17 protein-coding genes and 2 pseudogenes are annotated in these 22,707 nt (G+C 71.7%); 10 read left to right on the forward strand and 9 right to left on the reverse strand.

The genetic code is table 11. The annotated features are described in order from the left end of the window. Positions 1-336 precede the first annotated feature (336 nt). From V1634_RS31520 to hemB, 5 genes and pseudogenes are all read left to right on the forward strand, one after another. On the forward strand, positions 337-1,200 hold the full coding sequence (locus tag V1634_RS31520) for a redox-sensing transcriptional repressor Rex (protein ID WP_331211349.1): 864 nt from the start codon (positions 337-339) through the stop codon (positions 1,198-1,200). Continuing rightward, positions 1,197-2,516, forward strand: a pseudogene (locus V1634_RS31525) (glutamyl-tRNA reductase); the annotation flags it as partial. The gene V1634_RS31520 and the pseudogene V1634_RS31525, both read left to right, overlap by 4 nt. A gap of 226 nt (positions 2,517-2,742) precedes the next feature. Beyond that, positions 2,743-3,708 carry a hydroxymethylbilane synthase gene (gene hemC / locus V1634_RS31530; RefSeq protein ID WP_331211350.1) on the forward strand — a complete coding sequence of 322 codons (966 nt, stop codon included), beginning with the start codon at positions 2,743-2,745 and terminating at the stop codon, positions 3,706-3,708. Continuing rightward, positions 3,705-5,285 carry a bifunctional uroporphyrinogen-III C-methyltransferase/uroporphyrinogen-III synthase gene (locus V1634_RS31535; protein WP_331211351.1) on the forward strand — a complete coding sequence of 527 codons (1,581 nt, stop codon included), beginning with the start codon at positions 3,705-3,707 and terminating at the stop codon, positions 5,283-5,285. The genes hemC and V1634_RS31535 overlap by 4 nt, the downstream gene beginning before the upstream one ends. A 141-nt stretch (positions 5,286-5,426) precedes the next feature. After that, on the forward strand, positions 5,427-6,410 hold the full coding sequence (hemB, locus tag V1634_RS31540; RefSeq protein WP_331211352.1) for a porphobilinogen synthase: 984 nt from the start codon (positions 5,427-5,429) through the stop codon (positions 6,408-6,410). Between the two features lie 48 nt (positions 6,411-6,458). Here the strand turns inward: hemB and V1634_RS31545 are convergent, their stop codons facing one another. Both V1634_RS31545 and V1634_RS31550 read right to left on the reverse strand, forming a co-directional pair. Beyond that, positions 6,459-7,481 (reverse strand): GNAT family N-acetyltransferase, encoded by a 1,023-nt coding sequence (locus V1634_RS31545; RefSeq protein ID WP_331211419.1) that lies wholly within the window; start codon positions 7,479-7,481, stop codon positions 6,459-6,461. A gap of 72 nt (positions 7,482-7,553) precedes the next feature. Then, a complete protein-coding gene (locus V1634_RS31550; protein WP_407951882.1) occupies positions 7,554-9,053 on the reverse strand; it encodes a lytic transglycosylase domain-containing protein in 1,500 nt (499 codons plus the stop codon). Positions 9,054-9,091: 38 nt separating this feature from the next. Between V1634_RS31550 and V1634_RS31555 the strand changes: the two genes are divergently transcribed. Both V1634_RS31555 and V1634_RS31560 read left to right on the forward strand, forming a co-directional pair. Further along, positions 9,092-9,313 (forward strand): FmdB family zinc ribbon protein, encoded by a 222-nt coding sequence (locus V1634_RS31555; RefSeq protein WP_331211354.1) that lies wholly within the window; start codon positions 9,092-9,094, stop codon positions 9,311-9,313. Between the two features lie 198 nt (positions 9,314-9,511). Then, positions 9,512-12,272, forward strand: a pseudogene (locus V1634_RS31560) (ATP-binding protein); the annotation flags it as partial. A 191-nt stretch (positions 12,273-12,463) separates the two neighbouring features. Here the strand turns inward: V1634_RS31560 and V1634_RS31565 are convergent. The 4 genes from V1634_RS31565 to V1634_RS31580 all read right to left on the reverse strand — a co-directional run bounded on the left by V1634_RS31565 (position 12,464) and on the right by V1634_RS31580 (position 16,606). Further along, complete coding sequence (locus V1634_RS31565; RefSeq protein WP_331211355.1) at positions 12,464-12,652, reverse strand: DUF397 domain-containing protein; 189 nt, start codon at positions 12,650-12,652, stop codon at positions 12,464-12,466. Further along, entirely contained in the window at positions 12,643-13,440 is a 798-nt protein-coding gene (locus V1634_RS31570; RefSeq protein WP_331211356.1) for a helix-turn-helix domain-containing protein, read from the reverse strand. The genes V1634_RS31565 and V1634_RS31570 overlap by 10 nt, the downstream gene beginning before the upstream one ends. Positions 13,441-14,185: 745 nt before the next feature. Next, the gene (locus V1634_RS31575; RefSeq protein ID WP_331211357.1) at positions 14,186-14,731 is read right to left on the reverse strand and encodes a phospholipase; all 546 of its coding nucleotides are present in this window, start codon (positions 14,729-14,731) and stop codon (positions 14,186-14,188) included. Between the two features lie 213 nt (positions 14,732-14,944). After that, the gene (locus V1634_RS31580; RefSeq protein ID WP_331211358.1) at positions 14,945-16,606 is read right to left on the reverse strand and encodes a glycoside hydrolase family 10 protein; all 1,662 of its coding nucleotides are present in this window, start codon (positions 16,604-16,606) and stop codon (positions 14,945-14,947) included. 419 nt (positions 16,607-17,025) lie between these two features. Here V1634_RS31580 and V1634_RS31585 point away from each other — a divergent pair, with 419 nt between their 5' ends. Then, positions 17,026-17,376, forward strand: a complete 351-nt coding sequence (locus V1634_RS31585; RefSeq protein WP_331211359.1) for a hypothetical protein — start codon at positions 17,026-17,028, stop codon at positions 17,374-17,376. Between the two features lie 46 nt (positions 17,377-17,422). Here V1634_RS31585 and V1634_RS31590 read toward each other — a convergent pair whose 3' ends face one another. Further along, on the reverse strand, positions 17,423-17,707 hold the full coding sequence (locus V1634_RS31590; protein WP_331211360.1) for a hypothetical protein: 285 nt from the start codon (positions 17,705-17,707) through the stop codon (positions 17,423-17,425). 257 nt (positions 17,708-17,964) lie between these two features. Between V1634_RS31590 and V1634_RS31595 the strand changes: the two genes are divergently transcribed. Next, positions 17,965-18,996: a potassium channel family protein gene (locus V1634_RS31595; protein ID WP_331211361.1), complete on the forward strand. Its 1,032-nt coding sequence runs from the start codon at positions 17,965-17,967 to the stop codon at positions 18,994-18,996. 110 nt (positions 18,997-19,106) lie between these two features. Here V1634_RS31595 and V1634_RS31600 read toward each other — a convergent pair whose 3' ends face one another. Together V1634_RS31600 and V1634_RS31605 are read right to left on the reverse strand one after the other, a co-directional pair. Continuing rightward, positions 19,107-20,141, reverse strand: a complete 1,035-nt coding sequence (locus tag V1634_RS31600) for a 2-oxoacid:ferredoxin oxidoreductase subunit beta (RefSeq protein ID WP_331211362.1) — start codon at positions 20,139-20,141, stop codon at positions 19,107-19,109. Next, complete coding sequence (locus V1634_RS31605) at positions 20,134-21,981, reverse strand: 2-oxoacid:acceptor oxidoreductase subunit alpha (protein WP_331211363.1); 1,848 nt, start codon at positions 21,979-21,981, stop codon at positions 20,134-20,136. Before V1634_RS31605 ends, V1634_RS31600 begins: the two co-directional genes overlap by 8 nt. A gap of 319 nt (positions 21,982-22,300) precedes the next feature. On the opposite strand from V1634_RS31605, the gene ndhC reads away from it, so the two are divergent. Further along, the gene (ndhC, locus tag V1634_RS31610) at positions 22,301-22,681 is read left to right on the forward strand and encodes an NADH-quinone oxidoreductase subunit A (RefSeq protein ID WP_331211364.1); all 381 of its coding nucleotides are present in this window, start codon (positions 22,301-22,303) and stop codon (positions 22,679-22,681) included. The last annotated feature ends 26 nt before the right edge of the window (positions 22,682-22,707 follow it).

Raw genomic sequence — 22,707 nt, forward strand, 5'->3', positions numbered from 1 at the left:
GACGTCAGGAAATTCGCGGCGCATCGTGATTGCTGGATCGGCCGAAAGAGCCGGTCGATCGGCCGGCGTGGTAGTGGCGAGTTGGTCAGATAAGTCGGACTTAGGTAATAATCGCCGTGACGGCTCCGGTTGGGTCGCGAACTGATCTTGTAAGTGGAGGCCCAGGTGAGGCGTTATCGCGGTCTATCAAGATCGCGATTTGTGCGTGTCTTCACAAGCGCCTACTCTGTTACTCCGACGAGCCCTGCTAGCACAGCCGGTCACAGCGGTCGCCAGCGGGTGCCCCGAAACGACCCGCCGGTCCGGCTGGTCGAAGATCGCACGGCACGGAGTCGCATGAATCAGCACCGCCCTGTAGGCACGCCCGGCCGCGCCGGTGCGGTGCCGGCGCTTCCTGATCTCCCTGAGGCGACGGTCGCCCGGCTCCCCGAATACCTCCGTGCCCTGCACAATCTCGCCGAATCCGGTAACGACACGGTCTCCAGCGAGGAGCTGGCGACGGCGGCCGGGGTCAACTCGGCGAAGCTACGCAAGGACCTCTCGCAGCTCGGGTCGTACGGCACCCGGGGCGTGGGCTACGACGTCGCCCTGTTGATCGACCAGATCGAGTTCGTGCTCGGGCTCACCCAGTGCCGGGCGGTGGCCCTGGTCGGTGTGGGTAATCTCGGTCACGCCCTCGCCGGCTACGCCGGCTTCGCCGGCCGCGGCTTCCGGATCGCGGCGCTCTTCGACGCCGACCCGGCCCGGCTCGGCGAGGTGATCAACGGGCTGGTCGTCCGGCACATCGACGAGCTGCCGCAGGTGGCCGCCGAGGAGAGCATCGCGATCGGTGTGATCGCCACCCCGGCCACCGCCGCGCAGAGCGTCGCCGACCAACTGGTCGCGGCCGGGGTGACCAGCATCCTCAACTTCGCCCCGTGCGTGCTGGCGGTGCCGGACGGGGTCGACGTCCGCAAGGTCGACCTCGCCATAGAGCTACAGATCCTCTCCTTCCACGAGCACCGCAAGGCGGCGCTGACCGGGTTGCCGGCGACCGCCGGTCCGGGCGCCGGGCTCGGCACGGCGAACGGCAGCACCCTGGGCGGCGCGGCCACGACAGGGCTGACGGCCCTGCCCGGCGGGCTCGCCGCCACCGGCACCACCGAGGCAACGCCCACCGGGACACTCCGGTCGACGAACGCGGAGGCGGTCGGCTCATGAACCTGCTCGTCGTCGGTGCGTCGCACCGCACCGCGCCGGTCGCGATCCTGGAGCGGCTGGCGGTGGCCAACACCGAGCTGCCGGAGATCCTCGCCCGGCTGCTCGCCCAGCCCTACGTCGGCGAGGCGGTCGTCGTCTCGACCTGCAACCGGGTCGAGGTCTACGCCGCCGTCACCGGCTTCCACGGCGGGCTCGGAGACATCTGCGCCGTACTGGCCGAGCACGCCGGGGCCGCCCCGGCCGAGCTGGCCAACCACCTCTACGTGCACTACGACGGCGCGGCGGTGGAGCACGCCTTCCGGGTCGCCGCCGGGCTGGACTCGATGGTGGTCGGCGAGGCGCAGATCCTCGGCCAGCTCCGCGACGCCTACCATGCCGCGAGCGAGGCCGAGGCGCCCGGTCGGCTGCTGCACGAGCTGATGCAGCAGGCCCTCCGGGTGGGGAAGCGGGCGCACGCCGAGACCGACATCGACCGGGCCGGACAGAGCGTGGTCAGCGCCGCGCTCGACGTGGCCGCCACCCACTTCGGCGGGAGCGTCGAGGGTCGCCAGGTGCTGGTGGTCGGGGCCGGCTCGATGGGCGCGCTGGCCGTGGCCACACTCTCCCGACTGGGCGCCGGTCCGGTCGAGATCAGCAACCGGGGCCACGACCGGGCGCTGCGGCTGGCCGAGGCGTACGGCGCGTCGGCGGTGCCGATCGCCGAACTCCCGACCGCCCTTTCCACAGTGGACATAGTAGTCGCCGCCACCGCGTCGATCGAGCCGGTCCTCACCCGCGAGACGGTGGCCCGGGCGCTGCGGGAACGCACGGCCGACCGGCCCGATCCGCTGGTACTGCTCGACCTCGCCGTACCCCGGGACATCGAACCGGCGATCGCCGAGCTGCCCGGCACGGTGGTGATCGACATCGACGGGCTCGCCGCGGCCCAGCCGATCGGCCCGGCCGCCGCCGACACCGCCGCCGTCACCCAGATCGTCGGCTCCGAGGTCGAGGCGTTCCTCACCTGGCTGCGCGGTGCGGACGTCGCCCCGACCGTGGCCGCGCTGCGGGCCCGGGCCGACGAGGTGGTCACCGCAGAGCTGCGCCGGCTCGCCCAGCGCCGCCCCGACCTCACCGACGACCAGCGCGCCGACGTGAGCCACACGGTGCACCGGGTGGTGCAGCGGCTGCTGCACTCGCCGACGGTACGGGTCCGGCAACTCGCCGCCGAACCCGGCGGCGACCAGTACGCCGCCCTGCTCCGGGAACTCTTCGACCTGGAGGTGCCGGTCACCTCACAGGCGGACACCGTGCCGGAACTGGCCGCCGCCGAGCTGGCCGGGGTACCGGCCGGCAACCGGCTGACCGGTCTCGCCGGCCTGCCCGGCCTCGGCGACCTGCCGGCCGTCGGCGGTCAGGCCGACCTGGACGCCGGCCCGGCCCTGCGCGCACCGGTGCCCCGACAGCAATCCGGAGGAGAACGATGACCGAGGTTCAGGCCGGCGCCGGCCGGACCGGTGACCCGGGGTGGGCCGACCTCGCCGAGCGGATCGAGGTGCCGGCATGACCGCGCTGCGGCTCGGCACCCGGGGCAGCGCCCTCGCCCTCGCCCAGTCCCGGACCGTCGCCGAGGCGGTGACGGCGGCGACCGGCCGGCAGGTCGAGCTGGTCGAGGTCGTCACGGCCGGTGACCGCTCCAACGCCCCGGTGCACCGGCTGGGCGTCGGGGTCTTCGTCTCGGCGCTGCGGGACGCGCTGCTCGCCGGAGAGATCGACTTCGCGGTCCACTCGTACAAGGACCTGCCCACGGCAGGTGAGACCGGGCTGCACATCGCGGCGGTACCGCCCCGGGAGGACCCGCGCGACGCGCTGGTCGCCCGGGACGGGCGCACCCTCGCCGAGCTGCCGCCCGGCGCCACGGTCGGCACCGGTGCGCTGCGCCGGATCGCCCAGCTGCACGCGCTCGGGCTCCAGCTCACGGTGGTGCCGATCCGCGGCAACGTGGACACCCGGGTGGGCCGGGTGCGCGGCGCGGAGGCGGATCTCGACGCGGTGGTGCTGGCCCGGGCCGGACTGGCCCGGCTCGGCCGGGCCGACGAGATCAGCGAGACCCTCGACCCGATGCTGATGCTGCCGGCACCCGCCCAGGGTGCGCTGGCGGTGGAGTGCCGGGTCGACGACTCGGAACTGGTCGAGCTGCTCGGTGCGCTCGACCACGCCCCAACCCGGGCCGCGATCACTGCGGAACGGGCATTTCTGGCTACCCTGGAGGCCGGGTGCAGTGCCCCGGTCGCCGGGTACGCCGAAGTCGCCGAGGGCGACGACGGCGAGGAGATCTACCTGCGCGGGGCGGTGATCAGTCCGGACGGCACCCGTGACATCCGGCTGTCCCGCACCGGTACGCCCGCCGAGGCGACGGAGATCGGAAAGGCCCTGGCCGCCGAACTCCTCGACCTCGGCGCCGACTCGATCCTCGGGGCGCCCAAGGAATCCGGCGCGAGGACCCAGCATTTTGGAGCTACAGAATGATCGGCACCCGTAAGCCCGCAGGCCGCATCGCGTTCGTCGGGGCCGGACCCGGCGACCCCGGCCTGCTGACCCGCCGGGCGCACGACGCCCTGGTCGACGCCGACCAGGTGGTATACGACCGCAGCGTGCCCGAGGCCCTGCTCACGGCCGTCAAGGCCGAGGCCAAGGAGGACGCGCAGTTCACCCCCGCCGAGGGGGCACCGGGCGACGTGGCCAAGGTGCTGCTGTCGGCCGCCCGCTCCGGCCTCTCCGCCGTGCACCTGGTCGCCGGTGACCCGTTCGGGCACGACTCCGTGGTCAAGGAGGTGCAGGCGGTGGCGCGTACCGCCGTGCACTTCGAGGTGGTGCCGGGGGTCGGCCAGGCCGAGGGGGTGGCCACCTACGCCGGGGTACCGCTGTCCGGGGTACGCACCGCCGCCGACGTCGACGACGTCACCGCGATGGACTTCGAGGCGCTGGCCGCGGCGGTCAACCGCGGCTCGCTCGCGCTGGCGGTGGACGCCGGTGACCTCGCCGCGGTCCGGGACGGGCTGCTCGCGGTCGGGGTGGACGGCTCCACCGCGGTCGCGGTGACCGGGGACGGCACCGGGGAGACGCAGTACACCACCACCTCGACGGTGGACAGCTTCGTCGCCGCCGCGCTCGGCTTCACCGGCCGGGTGGTGCTCACCCTCGGCGCCGGTGTCCCGCACCGGGACAAGCTGAGCTGGTGGGAGAACCGCCCGCTGTACGGCTGGAAGGTGTTGGTCCCGCGCACCAAGGAACAGGCCGGGGTGATGAGCGCCCGACTGCGCGAGTACGGCGCGATCCCGTGCGAGGTGCCGACCATCGCGGTCGAGCCGCCGCGTACCCCGGCCCAGATGGAGCGGGCGGTCAAGGGTCTGGTCGACGGCAGGTACGCCTGGGTGATCTTCACCTCGGTGAACGCGGTCCGGGCGGTCTGGGAGAAGTTCGCCGAGCACGGCCTCGACGCCCGGCACTTCGGCGGCGTCAAGATCGCCTGCATCGGTGAGCCGACCGCCGAGGCGGTACGCGCGTTCGGCATCCAGCCGGAGCTGGTCCCGTCCGGGGAGCAGTCCTCGGAGGGGCTGCTCGCCGAGTTCTCGCCGCACGACGAGATCCTCGACCCGGTCGGCCGGGTACTGCTGCCCCGCGCCGACATCGCCACCGAGACCCTCGCGGCCGGGCTGACCGAGCGCGGCTGGGAGGTCGACGACGTGACCGCCTACCGGACGGTGCGGGCGGCGCCGCCGCCGGCCGAGATCCGCGACGCGATCAAGTCGGGCGGCTTCGACGCCGTGCTCTTCACCTCTTCCTCCACCGTGCGCAACCTGGTCGGCATCGCCGGCAAGCCGCACGCCCGGACGGTGGTCGCGGTGATCGGCCCGAAGACGGCGGAGACCGCCACCGAGTTCGGCCTGCGGGTGGACGCCCAGCCGGCGCACGCCTCGGTGCCGGACCTGGTGGAGGCGCTGGCGTCGTACGCGGTGGAGCTGCGGGAGAAGCTCGCCGCGATGCCGGCCAAGCAGCGCCGGGGTTCGAAGGTTCAAGGCCCGACCGCGCTGCGGTTCCGGTAATCTCTGTCGGATTTCTGTAGCACCATCGGATGTGAAGCAGGCTCGGTCCTTCAGGCACCATCGGCCCTAGGGCCGTCGGCGGCCCGGGCGGCCCGGCAGACGCCGGGTCGGGTGTCGGCCGGTCGGTCGTGAGGAGTGGTCATGTCGTACCCAGAGATCCGTCCGCGCCGGTTGCGGCGGTCCCCGGCGATCCGACGGCTGGTCGAGGAGACCCGGCTCGCCCCGGCGGAGCTGGTGCTGCCGATGTTCGTCAAGGAAGGGCTGGCCGAGCCGAGGGCGATCGCCTCGATGCCGGGCGTGGTGCAGCACTCCCGGGAGTCGCTGCGCAAGGCGGCGGCCGAGGCGGTGCACGCGGGCGTCGGCGGGATCATGCTCTTCGGGATACCGGCGCAGAAGGACGAGACCGGTTCCGGCGGCACCGACCCGGACGGCATCCTCAACGTGGCGATCCGGGACGTGATCGCCGAGGTCGGCGACGCCACGGTGGTGATGAGCGACCTCTGCCTGGACGAGTTCACCTCGCACGGGCACTGCGGGCTGCTCGCCGGAGACGGCAGCGTCGACAACGACGCCACCCTGGCCGCGTACGCCAAGCTGGGGGTGGCGCAGGCCGAGGCCGGTGCGCACATGGTCGGCACCTCCGGGATGATGGACGGCCAGGTCGGGGTGGTCCGCCGGGCGCTGGACGCCGCCGGGCACACCGACACGAGCATCCTGGCGTACGCGGTGAAGTACGCCTCCTCGTTCTACGGCCCGTTCCGGGACGCCGTGGAGTCGTCGTTGCAGGGCGACCGCCGCAGCTACCAGCAGGACCCGGCCAACCTGCGCGAGTCGCTCCGGGAGGTGCGCCTCGACGTCGCCGAGGGCGCCGACATGGTGATGGTGAAGCCGGCCCTGCCCTACCTCGACGTGCTCGCCGCCGTCCGGGCCGAGGTGGACGTGCCGGTCGCCGCCTACCAGATCTCCGGTGAGTACGCGATGGTCGAGGCCGCCGCGGCCAACGGCTGGATCGACCGCGACCGGGCGGTACTGGAGACGCTGACCTCGATCCGTCGGGCCGGGGCGCAGATCATCCTCAGCTACTGGGCCGTCGAGGCGGCCCGGATGCTCCGCGACCGCTACTGAGCGACCCGGGGGTGCGCGGGCCGGCCGAACCGGCCCGCCCCGCCGCGCTCAGTTGCCGGCGTCCAGCCGGTGCACCAGCTCGGCGACGTCGACGCCGTACTCGTACCACTCCCGGTCGGCCTGGAAGCCCAGGTCGGCGTTGACGGCCCGCATCGCCTCGTTGGTCCGGGCGTTCCAGGTCTGCACCTCGGAGAGCTTCGGCTCGGCCGAACGCAGTTCGAAGAGCATCCGCGCCTTCATCGCCCGGTCGATTCCGTAGCCCTGGTGCTCCTGGCCGACGATGGTGTCCCACTGGTCGGCCCGGGTCGGATGCTGGGCCGGCACGACGACCTCGGTGAGTCCGGCGACCACGCCGGTCTTCTCCTCGATCGCCAGCACGATGTACGGCTTCATGCCGCGCCGGTGCAGACAGTTCAGGCTGTCCCGGAGGCGCTGCGGATCGTGCGAACTGGGGCGCAGATCCAGGTCACCGTCGTCAATGTCGCGCGTCTCGGCCTTCGCCATGGCGTACGCCTCGATCAACTCGTCCGGCGGCCCGCCCGGGCAGAACTCCAGACGGTATCCGGGACCGATTCCCTGGGCCATGTCGCCGAGCGCGGCCCAGTCGACCGTGCCGAGCCGCAGCACGCTGCGGTCCTCCTCGTACTCCCGGACGAAGCCGAGGGCCTCGTAGAACCCGACCGCGGGGGTGTCGCCGATGACCTCGACGCCCATCGACCGGAAGCCCTCCTGGTAGGTCCGCCGGGCGGCCGTGGCGATCAGCCTGCGTCCGAGCCCGCTGCGCCGGGCCGCCGGATGCACCATCACCTCCAGCACGCCGATGTCACCCAGCAGGAGTACGTGGGTGTGCCCGAGGATGCGCCCCGGCTGGCCGTCGGCCGAGGGCTCGTCCTGGGCGATCCAGGAGATGCGGCGTTCGCCGGGCATCACCTCGCAGAGGTACTCCCGGAGCATGCCGTTCTCCCACAGGGGGTCCTCCGGTAGGTCGGCCGCGAAAACCGCGTTGAGCGCGTCCAGGAAGGACTCGATCTCGGCGGCCGGGGCGGTCCGGGGATCCCACTCGCGCACCATCACCCGTCTAGCTTGCCGTCAACCGCAGCCTGGCGAAAGTGCCCAGTTCGTCAATGTGTCGAGGACATTACGCTAAGTTCTACTGTCTGTGCCGTACTTGTTGGCCGCGTTGAACACCGCTTGGGCATATGGCCGCACGTCATTGTAGGAAAGGATGGCGCTCCACCAGTCCGAGGCGACCGACAGGTTGCGGCCTCCCTTGCACAGATAGTTACCGGCCGCCAGAGCCGCGTCGTCGATGCTGTGCGGGTTCTTCACCCCGTCGCCGTCGGCGTCGGCCCCGATTTCCTCCCAGGTGGTCGGGATGAACTGCATCGGTCCGACCGCACGGTCGTAGGTGGCGTCCCGGTCGAGCCGGCCGTCCTCGGTGTCCATGATCCGCATCCGGCCGCCGTTGCCGTCCAGCGGCAGGCCGATGATCTCCGGCGCGGCGATCCCGTTCGCGCCGAGGACCGCCCCGTTCGCCCGCCCGTGTCCGGATTCCACCTGGCCGATCGCGGCCAACGTGGTCCAGCGGAGCTGGCAGCCGGGCGTCGTCTGGCCGACCCGCAGTTCGGCGTAGCCGTACGCCTGAAGCGCGGTAGTGGAGATCCCGACCCGGGGCCCGATCTGCCCGGCCCAGCCGGCGAGTACGTCGGAGGGGCGGCCGCCGGTCGCGTTCCAGGGCGGTGCCGGCACGCTCGGCGTACCGAACGCCGGTGGGCTCGGCAGCCCCGAGGGCAGCCCGCCGGGACCGACGGGAAACCCGGGCGCGGTCGGTGAGGGCGGTGGCAGGCTCGTGGCGGCACCCGCGTCCACCGGCCGGGCCTGGCGCGCGGTGGCCGGGATCAGGAAGGCGCCCGCGGCACCGGTCGTGGCGACCAGGGCGAAGAGCAGCAGCGCCGGCAGGGTGAGCCGGCCACTCGGCCGTTTCGACCAGGCGCGTACCGCCCCGGGTGACGGCCAGCGGGAGACCGCGTGCGCGAACCGGACCCGGATCCGCCGGTTTCGCCCGGCCGGCGCGGTGGCGGGTACGTCGAGGTCGATGACCGTCTCGCCCGGCTTGCCCGCCGGGGCGGTCGTGGCCGTAGGTGTGGCGGCAGCGCTCGCCGCCGTCACGGCGGTCGCGGGCGTGCCGGCCGCCGACGTGGAGGTTCCGGAGGTGGCGGTGGAGCCGGACGCCGGCTCGCCGCCGGTGACCGGCTCGGCCTCGGCGGCGGAGTCCGGCTTCGGCTCGGCGGTGGGCTTCGGCTCGGCCTCGGCGGTCGGCTTCGACTCAGTTTCGGCGGTGGGCTTCGGCTCGGCCTCGGCGGTCGGCTTCGGCTCGTTTTCGGTGGCCGGCTCGGCCCCGGCGGTCGCCTTCGGCCGGGTTCCGTCGGCCGGCTCGGTCTCGGTGGCCGGCTTCGGCTCGGCGGGCGGGACGGGTTCGGCCTCGGCGCGCGGGCGCGGCACGGCGACCGACGGCGGATCGAAGTCCGGATCCGGGGCGGCACCCGAGCTGGCCAGCGGCCCGTCGAAGACCGGTGCCGCGGGTCGCAGTGGTCGAGTCGTAGAAGTCTCCTCGCGCTCCGCCACCCGTCGAGTATTACCCATCGACCGTCGAACGTCAGGTCTGGCCGTACGCTGTTGGTATGCCCCGGTACGAGTTCCGTTGCCGCGCCTGCGGCGACACCTTCGAGATGAACCGGCCGATGGCCGAGGCCTCGGCTCCGGCGTCCTGCCCCCGAGGGCACGACGACACGGTCAAACTACTGTCGACGGTCGCCTTCACCGGTCGCGGCGCGGGCGGCTCCGCCCCGGCGCCGGCGGCCCCCAGCGGCGGCGGCTGCTGCGGCGGGGGTTGCGGCTGCTGAGGCCGTAACCCGGCTGTCCGGACCCGGCCCCCTCCCGTTCCGGACAGTGAGGACAGTTCGCGACCGTGATGTCGGTTTCGTGGCACAGTCCCCGGTTAGCACCTTGGTACGGGGTCGCGCCGTCCGTTTCTACGATGGGCCAACCCGTAAATATGCGGCAGCATGAACGCGACTTCCAGGGGGCGGGAGGTTCCAGGCATGTCAGCACGGATCCACCTGCCGAGCGGGTTGGTGACATTCATGTTCACCGACATCGAGGGCTCCACGAGGCTGGCCCAGATGCTCGGGCCGGGCTACCGGCCGGTGCTGAGCGAGCACCGGCGCCTGCTGCGCGCGACGCTGGCCGCCAGTGACGGGACCGAACTCTTCACCGAGGGCGACTCGTTCTTCGTCGCGTTCGCCGACGCCTCGTCCGCGCTCGACGCCTCGCTGGCCGCACAGCGCGCGCTGAACAACCACGAGTGGCCGACGCCGGAGGCCACCCCACGGGTCCGGATGGGACTGCACACCGGGCACGCCGAGCCGCGCGACGGGGAGTACGCCAGCGCCGAGGTGCACCGGGCCGCCCGGATCGCCGCCGCCGCGCACGGTGGCCAGGTGCTCTGCTCCGGTGCGACCGCCAAGCACGCCGCACCGCTGCCGCCGGGTGCCTCCCTGCTCGACCTCGGCCTGCACCGGCTGCGCGGCTTCGACGACCGGGAGCGGCTCTTCCAACTCGTCGCCCCCGGGCTGGAGCGCCAGTTCCCCCGTCCGCGTACGGCCGACGCGATCCCGCACAACCTGCCGACCCAGGTCACCTCGTTCGTCGGCCGGCAGGCCGAGCGGGAGGAGCTGGACCAGCTCATCGACTCCCACCGGCTGGTGACGGTGGTCGGTGCCGGTGGTGCCGGCAAGACCCGGCTCGCGGTCGAGTTGGCCGGCGGCGTGGTCGAGTCGTACCCGGACGGGGTCTGGTTCGTCGACATCGCCACCGTGACCGATCCCGGGCTGGTCGCCTTCGCGGTCGCCGCGGTCCTCGGGCTGCGGCCGGAGCCGGGCCGGCCGATGCTGGAGACGCTGGTCGAGTTCGCCGCGTCCCGGCGGATGCTGGTCGTGCTCGACACCTGCGACGCCCAGCCGGCCGCCTGCGCCGAGGTGATCTCACGACTCCTGGCCGGTGGCAGCGGCGTGCGGGTGCTCGCCACCAGCCGGGAATCGCTGGGGCTGCCCGGTGAGGTGATCTGGCGCATTCCGCCACTCTCCGTCGACCCGGCGCCCGGCGGCGGTCCGAGCGAGGCGGTGACCCTGCTGCTCGACCGGACCGCGGCGGCCCGGGGCGGGCGCCGGTCCGGCCCGGCCGAGTCGGCCGACCTGCAACGGGTGGTGACCCGGCTGGACGGGCTGCCGCTGGCGATCGAGCTGGCCGCCGCCCGGCTGCGGGTGCTCTCCGCCAGCCAGCTCGCCGAACGGCTGGACGACGTACTCGGTGCCCTGGACGCGGGCCGGGACGATGTGGAACCCGCCCCGGCGGCTGTCCGGACCTGGTCGGCCAACCAGCAGGACACCGTGGACCTGGCGGCGGCGGCCCGGGGGGTGGCGCCACCCGCCGGCGCCCGCGCGGTGCAGCGTTCGGCCACCCAGCGGCACGTGACCATGCAGGCCACGGTCACCTGGTCGTACCGGACGCTCGGCCCCCGGGCGGCCCGGCTGCTGCGCTGGTTGGCGGTCTTCTCCGGCCCGGTCGACCTGGTCACCGTCGAGTGGCTGCTCAACGACGACCCGCTCGACCCGCTCTCGGTGCTGGTCGACAAGTCGATGATCCAGGCCGAGCCGAACGTCTCCGGCAGCACCTACCGGATGCTCGACCCGATCCGGGCGTACGCGGCGCGCCGGCTGGTGGACGCGGGGGAGGAGCAGACCGCCCGGGACCGGCACGTGGCCTGGTCGCTGCACGCGTTGCAGCGGGCCTACCTGGGCCCGGACGACCGCCCGGTCACCCTCTCCCTCTACGCGCTCGACCCGCTCGCCGACGAGCTGCGGGCCGCGCTGCGCTGGACGGTCACCGGCGGCAGCGCCCGGCAGGGGCTGCAACTCGCCAGCGGGCTGGACGAGTGGTGGCGGGAGCGGGGGCTGGCCCGGGAGGGGCGGCTGTGGCTGTTCCGGCTCTACGGCCGGATCGCCGAGACCGGCGAGCAGATCCCCGAGGCGGAGCTGGCGGCGGCGTACCACATGCACTCGCAGCATGCCGGCGCGGACGGTGAGTTCGCCGAGGAGCTGCGCTTCTCGCAGCGGGCCGAGTCGGCCGCCCGGCAGGCCGGCGACGCGGGGTTGCTGACCCGGGTACTGGCCGGCCGGGCCGCACCGCTGATCGACATGGGACAGTTCGCCGAGGCCGAGCGGGTGTGCCGGGAGGTGATCGCCGAGGCCGAGACGGAGGGCGTGGCCGGTGAGGCGCTGCTCGCCGTCTACAGCCTGGCGGAGCTGCTCTGGCGCCGGGGTGCCCTGGACGAGGCGGCCGAGCTGCTCGGCGCGGCCCGGCCGGTGGAGGCGAGCCGGCCGACCGAGCGCGGCAAGCGCTCCGTCGACATGCTGCTCGGGATGGTGGCGCTGGCCCGGGGTGATCTCGTCGCCGCGCACGACCACCTGGTCGTCGCGCTGCGGTCCCGGATGAGCTACGGCTATCTGGCCAGGGCGTGCGACACGGTCAACGCGATCGCGGTGCGCTGTGCCGGCGGTGGGGACCCGAGGTCGGCGGCGCGGCTCTTCGGCGCGGCCCAGCTCACCCGTTCGGCGATGCGCTGCACCCCGGGCACGTTCGGGGCGTACTGGCTCCAGGAGCAGACGGCGCTGCGGAACCTGATGGGGGACGCGGCCTTCGACACGGCGTACGCGGCCGGGGCCGAACTGACCCTGGAGGAGGCGGCGGCGGTGGCTCTGGAGGTCGACCATCCCGACCTGGCGGCCGGCTCGATCCGGTTCTCCCACGTCGAGACCCCGGCCCAGCGGCCACGGCCCCGGGAGAGTGTCGACACGCCCCGGGAGGCCGAGCGCTGACCCGGGCGGAGCGGCACCGCGCCGGCCGTGCCGAGGTCGCGCGGCCGGGGGTCGGGTGGCGAGGACGGCGATGCTCCCGTACCCGGGTGGGTGCGGGAGCATCGGAGCGGGCAGCGGTCAGCGGGCCTTCGTGAGATCGACGAATATCCGCCAGGACTCGGGGCGGAACGCCAGGACCGGACCGGTCGGATCCTTGCTGTCCCGGACGGCGACCACCTCCGACAGGTTGTCCGCCACCTCGACGCACGCACCACCGTTGCCACCGGACCGGGTCGACTTGCGCCACAGCGCCCGAGTTAGGTCCATATCTTTGACACTTCCTTGATCAATTCGAGTGACTGTTTAAGGGGAAGGGCGTAGTTGCGCACGACTTCCCACATTCGCACGAGTCTAACAATTTCACCCGGTTGATCCACGATTTGTGCCTTGAGTTGGTTGTCGGCGTATCCGACCCGGCTGTCGTCCGGCATCTCGGCGACGATGAACTGCCCGGCCAGTCCGAGGTAGATCCCGGTGCTCGCCGGCACGACCTGCACCTGGACGTGGTCCAGTTCGGCGAGCGCGATGATCCGGTCCACCTGTTCGCGCATCAGCCCGGGATGCCCGGAGGCCGGCCGGCGCAGTACCGCCTCGTCGATCACCGCGATGAGCTGCGGCGGGACGTCCCGGTTGAGGATCGCCTGCCGGGCCAGCCGGGAGGCGACGTGCCGGTCGATCTCCTCGGCGGTGAACCGGCCGCCGGCCAGGGTCGCCCGGGCGTACGCCTCGGTCTGCAACAACCCGGGCACGTACGCCGGCTCGAACCAGCGGAGCAGTACCGCCTCCCGCTCGATCTCGATCCAGTCCCGCAGCCAGATCGGCGCGCTGTCGAAACTGGCGAGCCGGACCAGGAGCCGCGTGTAGGCGCCCCCCGTCTGGAACGCCCGGTCCACGGCCGCCACGTACTCGCCGGTCGGTGGCCGGTGCCGCGTCTCCACCGAGCTGACGTGCGTCGGAGAGAACTTGACCGTACGTGCCCACTCCTCCTGGGTCATCGCCCGGGACGTCCGCGCCTCGATCAACTCCTCGACCAGCAGGTCCACCGCCGCGCCCATCACGCACCCTCCACTCGAAATGTGTCGGTATCTACGCGGCCCACTCACGACTACGCGCACGCCGCGGCCAAACTGCGCAAACGTTCCGGATCATCCTTCACGGTATTTGCCTCTACACCAGACTGTCACCGACGGGACCGCTCCGGGGGTCGTTTCTCGGGGGGAGAGCGGACCCGCGCGGGGACCGCTCGCAGCCGGCACCGCACGAGCGGTCCCCGCCTCCACAGCCAACGCGGAGGGGGTCGCGAGATGAGCTGGTTACGCCGTACACCCGAACGACATCGCCGGGACTGGCGCCGACTCTGGCGGTACTGCCGGTGCGGACACCGGTGGCGGTGTCCCGGCTCGGCGGGCGCGGTAGGGTCCGCCGGGCCGCCGACACCACCGGCCCGCAGGGCCGTGGCCGCCGACCCGCCGCCACCGGCCCGGGCCCGGCCGACGAACCAGCGGCTCACCTGGGCGCGTCCGGTCGGCAGCCTGGCCGGCCGCGCCGGACCGCCGGCGACCGGCGGGACCACCGGGGCGCGGGCTTCCGAACCGGACACGCCAGCGGGGCAGTCCGGCAACGTGCGCCGGACGGCCCAAGCACCGGGCCGGGCGCGTCGACGGCCGTTGGCGCGGCGCTCCATCTGACCCGCCCCGGCGCCAACCCGCCCGGGAACCGGCGTCGGGACCGGCGCCGACGGCAATCGGCGCCGGTCCCGACCGGCTCAGTGCGATGGGCAGTGCGGCGAGGACGCCGAGGTCAGCGGGGTGCGGCGGCGGCCGCCCGGCGCTCGCCGTCGGCCTTGAGCTTCGCCGCCCTGTCCAGGTCGGACTGGCTGATGATCACGGAGCCGAACGCGCGTACGGCCTGGTAGTACGTCCAGGCCAGGCTGTAGCAGGCCGGACGGACGAAGGCGTTGTACGTCGCGCAGACCCGACGCAGGTCCTCGTAGAACGCGCTGTCCAGCCGGGCCTTGTTCGGGTCGAACTGGCCGGCCGCCTTGTAGTTGCGGTAACCGAAGTCGTGCCGGTAGCAGGAGAGTTCGAAGTTGAACCCGAGCGGGTTGTCCGGGCTGGACGAGCAGTAGTCGGTGCTCCAGTTGAAGGCGTACTCGGCCCAGGCGGCCTGGTTGGTGCGGGCCGAGTTCCAGGCGTTGTAGCTGCTGGCGCTGGTCTGGGTCCAGCTCGACAGCACGGCGAGCTTCTGTTCGGGGGTCACCGCGGCGGCGGCGGGCGAGGCGTACCCGAGCAGCGCCAGTACGGCGAACGCACCGGCGGTCAGGGTCGTGAGCAGGCGACGGGACAAGGCGCGTACCTCCGGATAGAAGGGCCCCCTCGTGGGAGACCCGGGCGGGACGGAGCTGTCACCGGTAGGTGATCTACGTGATGACAGTCTCCGGGCATCGTCGCCCGCCGATCTCTACCCGACCTTTATTTTCGTAGACAGCGCCAGAACAGGCGAATGCTCCGGGGTGCCGTACCCCGGAGCATTCGCGGTGTCGGTGCCGGCCGGTTCCGCTCAGCGGAGCACGAACCACGGCGGGCTGGGCTGGCTCTCGTTGGCCAGCCGGTCCAGCGCGGTCACGTAGTAGCTGTACCGCCGACCCGGCTCGGCGGTCCCGTCCAGCCAGGACTGCGCGCCCGAGCCGTCGGCCCGGACGGTGCCGACCAGGTTGCCGGCGTCGGCGAAGCCGCAGGAGCCGGGGAGGTCGATCCCGTCGAACCGGTAGATCGCGTACGAGGTCGCCCGGCCGAACGGGCCGAGCCCGTCCGCCGGCTGCCGCCAGCGCAGCCGTACCCCGTCGGCCTGCCGGGACGCGCCGGTCAGCACCGGGAACATCAGCGGCCTGGCGGCCAGGTGCGGCATGGTCGGGATCAGCGCCGGCCGGGAGTAGTGCTCGGCGGCGTAGATGTCGGTGGCGCCGAGCTTGTTGGCCCGGACCTGCACCGCGCTGAAGTGGATGTTGCCGGCGACCTGCGGATGGTCCCGGTTGAAGGTCAGGTGCCTCGACATCTCGGCCGGGTCCTGCCAGGGCGCCGGCTGGGCCGGCTCGGCGATCTTGTAGTCCGCCTGCCCGATGTAGAGCTGCACCCGGGTCCCGGCGACCACCTCCGACCACCACGGGACCAGCTTGGCGTAGTCGGCTACCGCGAAGCCGATGTTCCAGTAGACCTGCGGCACGATGTAGTCGATCCACTCCTCCTTCACCCACTTGCGGGTGTCGGCGAAGTTGGCGTCGTAGGACTGGGTGCCGTTGGTCTGCGAGCCGAGCGGGTCGGCCGAGGCGTTCCGCCAGATGCCGAACGGGCTGACCCCGAACTTCACCCACGGCTTGGTCGCCTTGATCCGCTGGGCCATCTCCTGGACCAGCAGGTCGATGTTGTGCCGCCGCCAGTCCGCCTTGCTGGCGAAGCCGGCACCGTACTCCTCGAAGGTGGCCTGGTCGGCGAAGTCCTGCCCGGCCGCCGGGTAGGGGTAGAAGTAGTCGTCGAAGTGCACGCCGTCGATGTCGTACCGTTTGACCGCGTCGAGCATGGCGGTCTGGACGAACTGGCGTACCTCGGGGATGCCGGGGTTGTAGTAGAGCCGCGAGCCGGCCGCGTTGACCGGGTAGGCGACCGCCCAGTCCGGGTTCTCCCGGGCCGGGTGGCCGGGGGCGAGCTTGTCGAGGTCGGCGCCGGCACCGTCCGGCATGGAGATCCGGTACGGGTTGAACCAGGCGTGGAACTCCAGGTTCCGCTTGTGCGACTCGGCGACCAGGTACGCCAGCGGGTCCCAGCCCGGGTCCTGGCCGCGCACCCCGGTCAGGTACTCCGACCACGGCTCGTGCGGCGACGGCCAGAAGGCGTCGGCGGTCGGTCGGACCTGCACGACCACCGCGTTGTGGTTCAGCCGCTGGGCCAGGTCGAGCCAGCCGGTGTACTCGGCCTGCTGCGCGGCGACCCGGTCCGGCGCCGTGTACGACGCCTTGGTCGGCCAGTCGATGTTGACGACGCTCGCGATCCACATCGCCCGGAACTGCCGTTTCGGGGTGGCGGGATCGGTTGGGCAGTCGGTACGGGCGGCTGCGGTGGTGGCACTGGTGGCGGTCGCGGGTGCGGCGTTCGCGGGGGTGGCGGCGGCCAGCGAGCCGAGCAGCGCCACGGCCAGCCCGGCGGCTGCGATCCGATACGGCTTCATGCGGTGCGTCCCTTCGTCGGGCTCCCCGGGGGCGGGAGTGGACACGACGGTCAGTGGTCGGCGGTTTGTGTCGACGTACGCGTGTTGCTGGAAGGAAATTTTCACAGGATCGAGGTGGGCGCAAGCCTCCGAACCGATCCGAGGGCCTCCACCGTAAGGTCCCGCTCCCGCCACCCGGTCCCGGCCGGGTCGGACCGGGCCGAGCCGGGCGGTGGTCCGCGGACCCGCCGCCGATCTATGCCGCAGTCTTATGTCCGCCATACACATATTGCATTTGAATCGAAGTCCGTCAGTGACGAGGATTCAGTTATGGATTCGTTTCCACATTTCTGCTGCGGCAGTTGTCCGACCAGTGAACGGGGGAGATCATGATGAGGTTCGTAAACTCCGGGGCCACGCGAGTTCGCGCGGGTGGCGTGGTGCTGGCCGTCGTACTGGCAGCTCTTGCCGCCCTGGTGGTCCCGACGCCGGCGGTCGCCGCGCCGAGTTGCACCAGCCCCAGCCACAGCGTCAACGGCGAGGGATCCGGCGTCATGAAGGGGACCTACAATCTCAAGGTGGCGCCCTATTCCGATTGCGGCACCATCAGGAGCGTCCCCAAGGGCACCGAAATCTTCTACCACTGCCTCTATGTGAACGACTACGGGAACCTGTGGGTGTACGGCCGGGTCGAGGGTACTTCCACCTCGGGCTGGATGTCCTTGGACAACCTGACGGACACGTGGCTGGACGACGACGGTGACGGCGTCTACGAAGAGGCGTTCTGCTAGTAACCGAGGCGGCTCGCCGAACTCGACCTGACATGTTCTGGCCGGCTCAGGAGAGCCGGCCAGACATGTCGCGCGCCGGCTCCGCGGGTTGGACGGGCCCGATCAGCGCCGCGACCCTGACCAGCGCCTCGATCCGACCCTGCGTCCCGCCGTCCCGGTCGAGCCGCTCGCCGACGATCCAGACCCACTCGTCCTGGTAGTAGTGGGAGATGTCGTGCCGGACCTGCTCGACCCGGAGCCGGAGCGGGTGGCCGCCGTAGCGCCAGTCCTCCTGGCGGAGCTGGAGCACCGTCCCGGCGGCCAGGTCGGGAACTGCGGGCAGCGTGGTCACGGCACCTCCAGGCGACGGGGGCAGAGCGGTGGGCGCGGGGTTCGGTTGGGCGAATAACCGCATCTGACGTCACAGCGTGCTAATTCGGAGGCACCCAGCGCAACGTATCTCACCAAAATTTCAGCTCGATGCATGGCGGGACGGCCGGCCACAACCCGGCTTGTCGGCCCCGATCCGGGCACCCGGCCAGCCCGGTGCGATGATCCCGGCTATGTTGTGGGCGTGCGGGCGGGGGCGGCGATGAGGCGGGGTGGGCGGTGATCCACTTTCCGGCCATCCGCCGGGGGCCACTGCGGGCGCTGAGCCAGCGGCTCGCCGCCGCGATCGGCCTCGTGCTGCTGATCGTCGCGGTCGTCTACCTCGACCGGGACGGCTATCGTGACGTCAACGAGGACGGGATCACCCTCCTCGATTCCTTCTACTACGCGGTGGTCTCCCTCTCCACCACCGGATACGGCGACATCACGCCGGTGACCGAGGGCGCCCGGCTGATCAACGTCCTTGTGATCACCCCGGCCCGGGTGCTCTTCCTGATCATCCTGGTCGGCACCACCCTGGAAGTCCTGACCGAGCAGTACCGCACCAACCTCCGCTTGACGCGGTGGAGGAGACAAGTGAAGGACCACGTCATCATCTGCGGCTACGGCACCAAGGGCCGTAGCGCGATCTCCGCACTGCTCGAAACCGGCTTCGACAAGCAACGGATCCTCGTCGTCGAACGCAATCCGGCAGCCGTCCGGCAGGCCACCTCGGCCGGCCTGGTGGTGGTCGAGGGCAACGCCACCCGGTCGGCGACGCTGAACGAGGCGCACGTACGACACGCGAAGTCCGTGATCATCGCGACCGACAGCGACGAGGTCTCCGTACTGGTCACGCTGACCGTACGGCAGCTCACCGCCGGTCAGGTCCGGATCATCGCCGCCGCCCGGGAGGCGGAGAACGCCCCGCTGCTGCGGCAGAGCGGGGCGCACCACGTCATCGTCTCGTCGGCGACCGCCGGCCGGCTGCTCGGCGTCTCCACTTCGGCTCCGCCGCTGATCGACGTCGTCGAGGACCTGCTCACCCCCGGCCAGGGCATGGCGCTGGCGATGCGCTCGGCCACCCGGGACGAGGTCGGTGTCTCGCCGCGTCGGCTGGAGGCCCTGGTCATCGCGCTGGTCCGGCGGGGCAAGGTGGTCTCGCTCTCCGACCAGGCCGCCACCGCCATCGAGACCGGCGACATGCTGGTGTACGTCCGCGACGACCGAGCCGGCAGCGGCAGCGCCCCGGTCGCCGACCAGACCCGCTGACGGTCGCCGTCGTCCGTTCGCCGTCGGCCGTCGTCCGGCGCCTTCGGTCCCGAAGACTCAGGCCCGCCGGCCGGTGCACACCGGTCGACGGGCCGTGGTCGTCCGACGGGTCAGAGGATCGTCCAGGTGTCGCCACTGCTCAGCAGGCCGGCGAGCTGCTCCTCCGGGGTACCCGTGCTCTTCGCCCGGGCCGCTTCGAGCTGCCCCTGGACCACACCGTCGTAGCTCGGCCGGTCGACGTTGCGGAAGATCCCGATCGGGGTGTTGCGCAGCGCGAAGCCCGGCAGCCGGGAGAGCGCGAACGCGTACGCCGGCTCGGTCACCGTGGCGTCGTGCACCACGATCTCGTCCGCCGGTACCGAGGCGGTCTCCCGGACCTCCAGCCCGAAGCCACCGGGCGGGTGGACGACGCAGAACTGCCCCGCCGAGCCGAAGGTGATCGGCTGGCCGTGCTCCAGCCGGATCAGGTAGTCGTCCCGGGTGGCCGGCTCCTTCAGCTCGTCGAAGGCGCCGTCGTTGAAGATGTTGCAGTTCTGGTAGATCTCCACGAACGCCGAGCCCTCGTGCTCGGCGGCGGCATGCAGCACCGACTGGAGGTGCTTGCGGTCCGAGTCGATGGTCCGGGCCACGAAGGTCGCCTCGGCACCCAGGGCCAGCGAGAGCGGGTTGAACGGCGCGTCCGCCGACCCGACCGGCGTCGACTTGGTGATCTTGCCGACCTCGGAGGTGGGTGAATACTGACCCTTGGTCAGCCCGTAGATCCGGTTGTTGAAGAGCAGGATCTTGAGGTTGACGTTCCGCCGCAGCGCGTGGATCAGGTGGTTGCCGCCGATCGACAGCGCGTCGCCGTCACCGGTGACCACCCAGACCGACAGGTCCGGCCGGGACACCGACAGCCCGGTGGCGATCGCCGGGGCCCGACCGTGGATCGAATGCATCCCGTACGTGTTCATGTAGTACGGGAAGCGCGACGAGCAGCCGATGCCGGAGACGAAGACGATCCGCTCCCGGGGGATCTGCAACTCCGGCATGAACGACTGGACCGCGGCGAGGATCGCGTAGTCACCGCAGCCGGGGCACCAGCGCACCTCCTGGTCGGACTTGAAGTCCTTGGTGGTGAGCTTGAGGGCGACGGGCTCAGGCATTCTTAACGACCTCTTCCAACATGGTCTCCAGCTCGGTGGCGGTGAACGGCAGCCCCCGGACCTGGTTGTATCCGATCGCGTCGACCAGGTAGCGGGCCCGGATCACGTGGGCGAGCTGGCCGAGGTTCATCTCCGGGATCACCACCCGCTCGTAGCGGGCCAGCACCTCGCCGAGGTTGGCCGGCAGCGGCGCCAGGTGCCGCAGGTGCGCCTGGGCCACCGGCAGGCCGCGCTGACGCAAGCCACGGCAGGCGGCGCCGATCGGGCCGTACGTCGAGCCCCAGCCGAGCACCAGCACCCGGGCGTCCGAGTCCGGGTCCTCCACCTCGACGTCCGGTACCTTGATCGCCTCGATCCGGGCCGCCCTGGTCCGCACCATGAAGTCGTGGTTCGCCGGGTCGTACGAGATGTCACCGGTCTTGTCGGCCTTCTCCAGCCCGCCGATCCGGTGCTCCAGCCCCGGCGTGCCGGGGATCGCCCACGGCCGGGCCAGCGTGGCCGGGTCGCGCAGGTAGGGCAGGAAGCTCCTGCCGTCCTCGCCGTTCGGCTCGGTGGCGAACTCGACCCGCAGGTCCGGCAGCGACTCGACCTCCGGCAGCAGCCACGGCTCGGAGCCGTTCGCCACGTAGTTGTCCGAGAGCAGGATCACCGGCGTGCGGTGCGTCAGCGCGATCCTGGCCGCCTCCAGGGCGGCGAAGAAGCAGTCCGACGGCGAACGCGGGGCGACCACCGCGACCGGCGCCTCGCCGTGCCGGCCGTACAGCGCCATGTTCAGGTCGGCCTGCTCGGTCTTGGTCGGCATGCCGGTGGACGGGCCGGCCCGCTGCACGTCGACGATGACCAGCGGCAGCTCCAGGGCCACCGCCAGGGAGATCGTCTCGCCCTTCAGCGCCACGCCCGGACCGGAGGTGGTGGTGACGCCGAGCGCACCGCCGTACGACGCGCCGAGCGCCGCCCCGATCGCCGCGATCTCGTCCTCGGCCTGCATCGTGGTCACGCCGAACCGCTTGTGCTTGCTCAGCTCGTGCAGGATGTCCGAGGCCGGGGTGATCGGGTACGCCCCGAGGAAGACCGGCAGCCCGGACCGGACCCCGGCGGCGACCAGCCCCAGCGAGAGTGCCGCGTTGCCGGTGATGTTCCGGTAGGTCCCCGGGTTCATCTTCGCCGGCTTGACCTCGTAGCGGACCGCGAAGTCCTCGGTGGTCTCGCCGAAGTTCCAGCCGGCCTTGAACGCGGCGGTGTTCGCCGCGACCAGCTCCGGCCGGGCCGCGAACTTCCGCTCCAGGAACCGGATCGTCGACTCGTACGGCCGGGAGTACATCCAGGAGAGCAGGCCGAGCGCGAACATGTTCTTCGCCCGCTCGGCGTCCTTCTTCGAGACGTCGTGCTCGGCCAGCGCGCCGACGGTCATCGAGGTCAGCGCCACCGGGTGCAGCACGTAGCCGTCCAGCGAGCCGTCCTCGAGCGGGCTGACCTGGTAGCCCACCTTCGCCAGGTTGCGCCGGGTGAACTCGTCGGTGTTGACGATGATGTCGGCCCCGCGCGGCAGGTCGGCCAGGTTGGCCTTCAGCGCGGCCGGGTTCATCGCGACCAGGACGTTGGGGGCGTCGCCCGGGGTCAGGATGTCGTAGTCGGCGAAGTGCACCTGGAAGCTCGACACCCCGGGCAGGGTGCCGGCGGGGGCGCGGATCTCCGCCGGGAAGTTGGGTAGCGTCGAGATGTCGTTGCCCAGTTGAGCGGTTTCCGAGGTGAATCGGTCGCCGGTGAGCTGCATGCCGTCGCCGGAGTCGCCGGCGAACCGGATGACCACCCGATCCAGCTGTTGGACCTGCTTGCTCACTGCTGCACCTCGCTTCGCTCGGCCCGGTCGGACGGGCCGAGCTCAGGGGTGACCTCGCCGTGCTCGGCCACATGTCCTCCTTGAGCGCCGGTGGCGGGTTGGCGGTGGTGAGGGCCGGGCCCGCTCCAGTCCTTCACTCCAGAGCCTACGTCGGTGGTTAGGTGATCCTTGCCCAAGGTCCGTCACATGGGACGCGGTAATGGCGGCATTGGCCTGGTTTCGCCCCACCCGGAAAGCGGCGTCGTTATCCAGATCACCGAAGTTCGGACGTCGAATTCTGCGGGGCAGGAACCCGACATCGGGCGGTAGGCTGCGGCACATGACCGGATACCTGGGGTCGTACGCGACGCTGGGACTGCTGCTGCTCGCCAGCGTACTGGTCTTCGTCGGCGCGTTCACCGCCAATCGGGTGCTCCGGCCAGCCCGCCCCGCCGACCCACCCGGCAAGCGGACCAGCTACGAGTGCGGGCTGGATCCGGTCGGCAGCGACTGGGCGCAGATGCAGATCCGCTACTACGTCTACGCCTACCTCTACGTGCTCTTCGCCGTCGAGGCGGTCTTCCTCTTTCCCTGGGCGGTGGTCTTCGACCGGCCCGGGTTCGGCCTCGTCACGGTGGTCGAGATGGCGGTCTTCGTCGCCGTGCTCGCCCTCGGCATCCTCTACGCCTGGCGGAAGAACATCCTCCGCTGGACCCAGTGAGCCGGACGCCGAACCGGGTGGGCCGG

Source organism: Plantactinospora veratri (assembly GCF_036421995.1).
Taxonomy (GTDB): Bacteria; Actinomycetota; Actinomycetes; order Mycobacteriales; family Micromonosporaceae; genus Plantactinospora; species Plantactinospora veratri.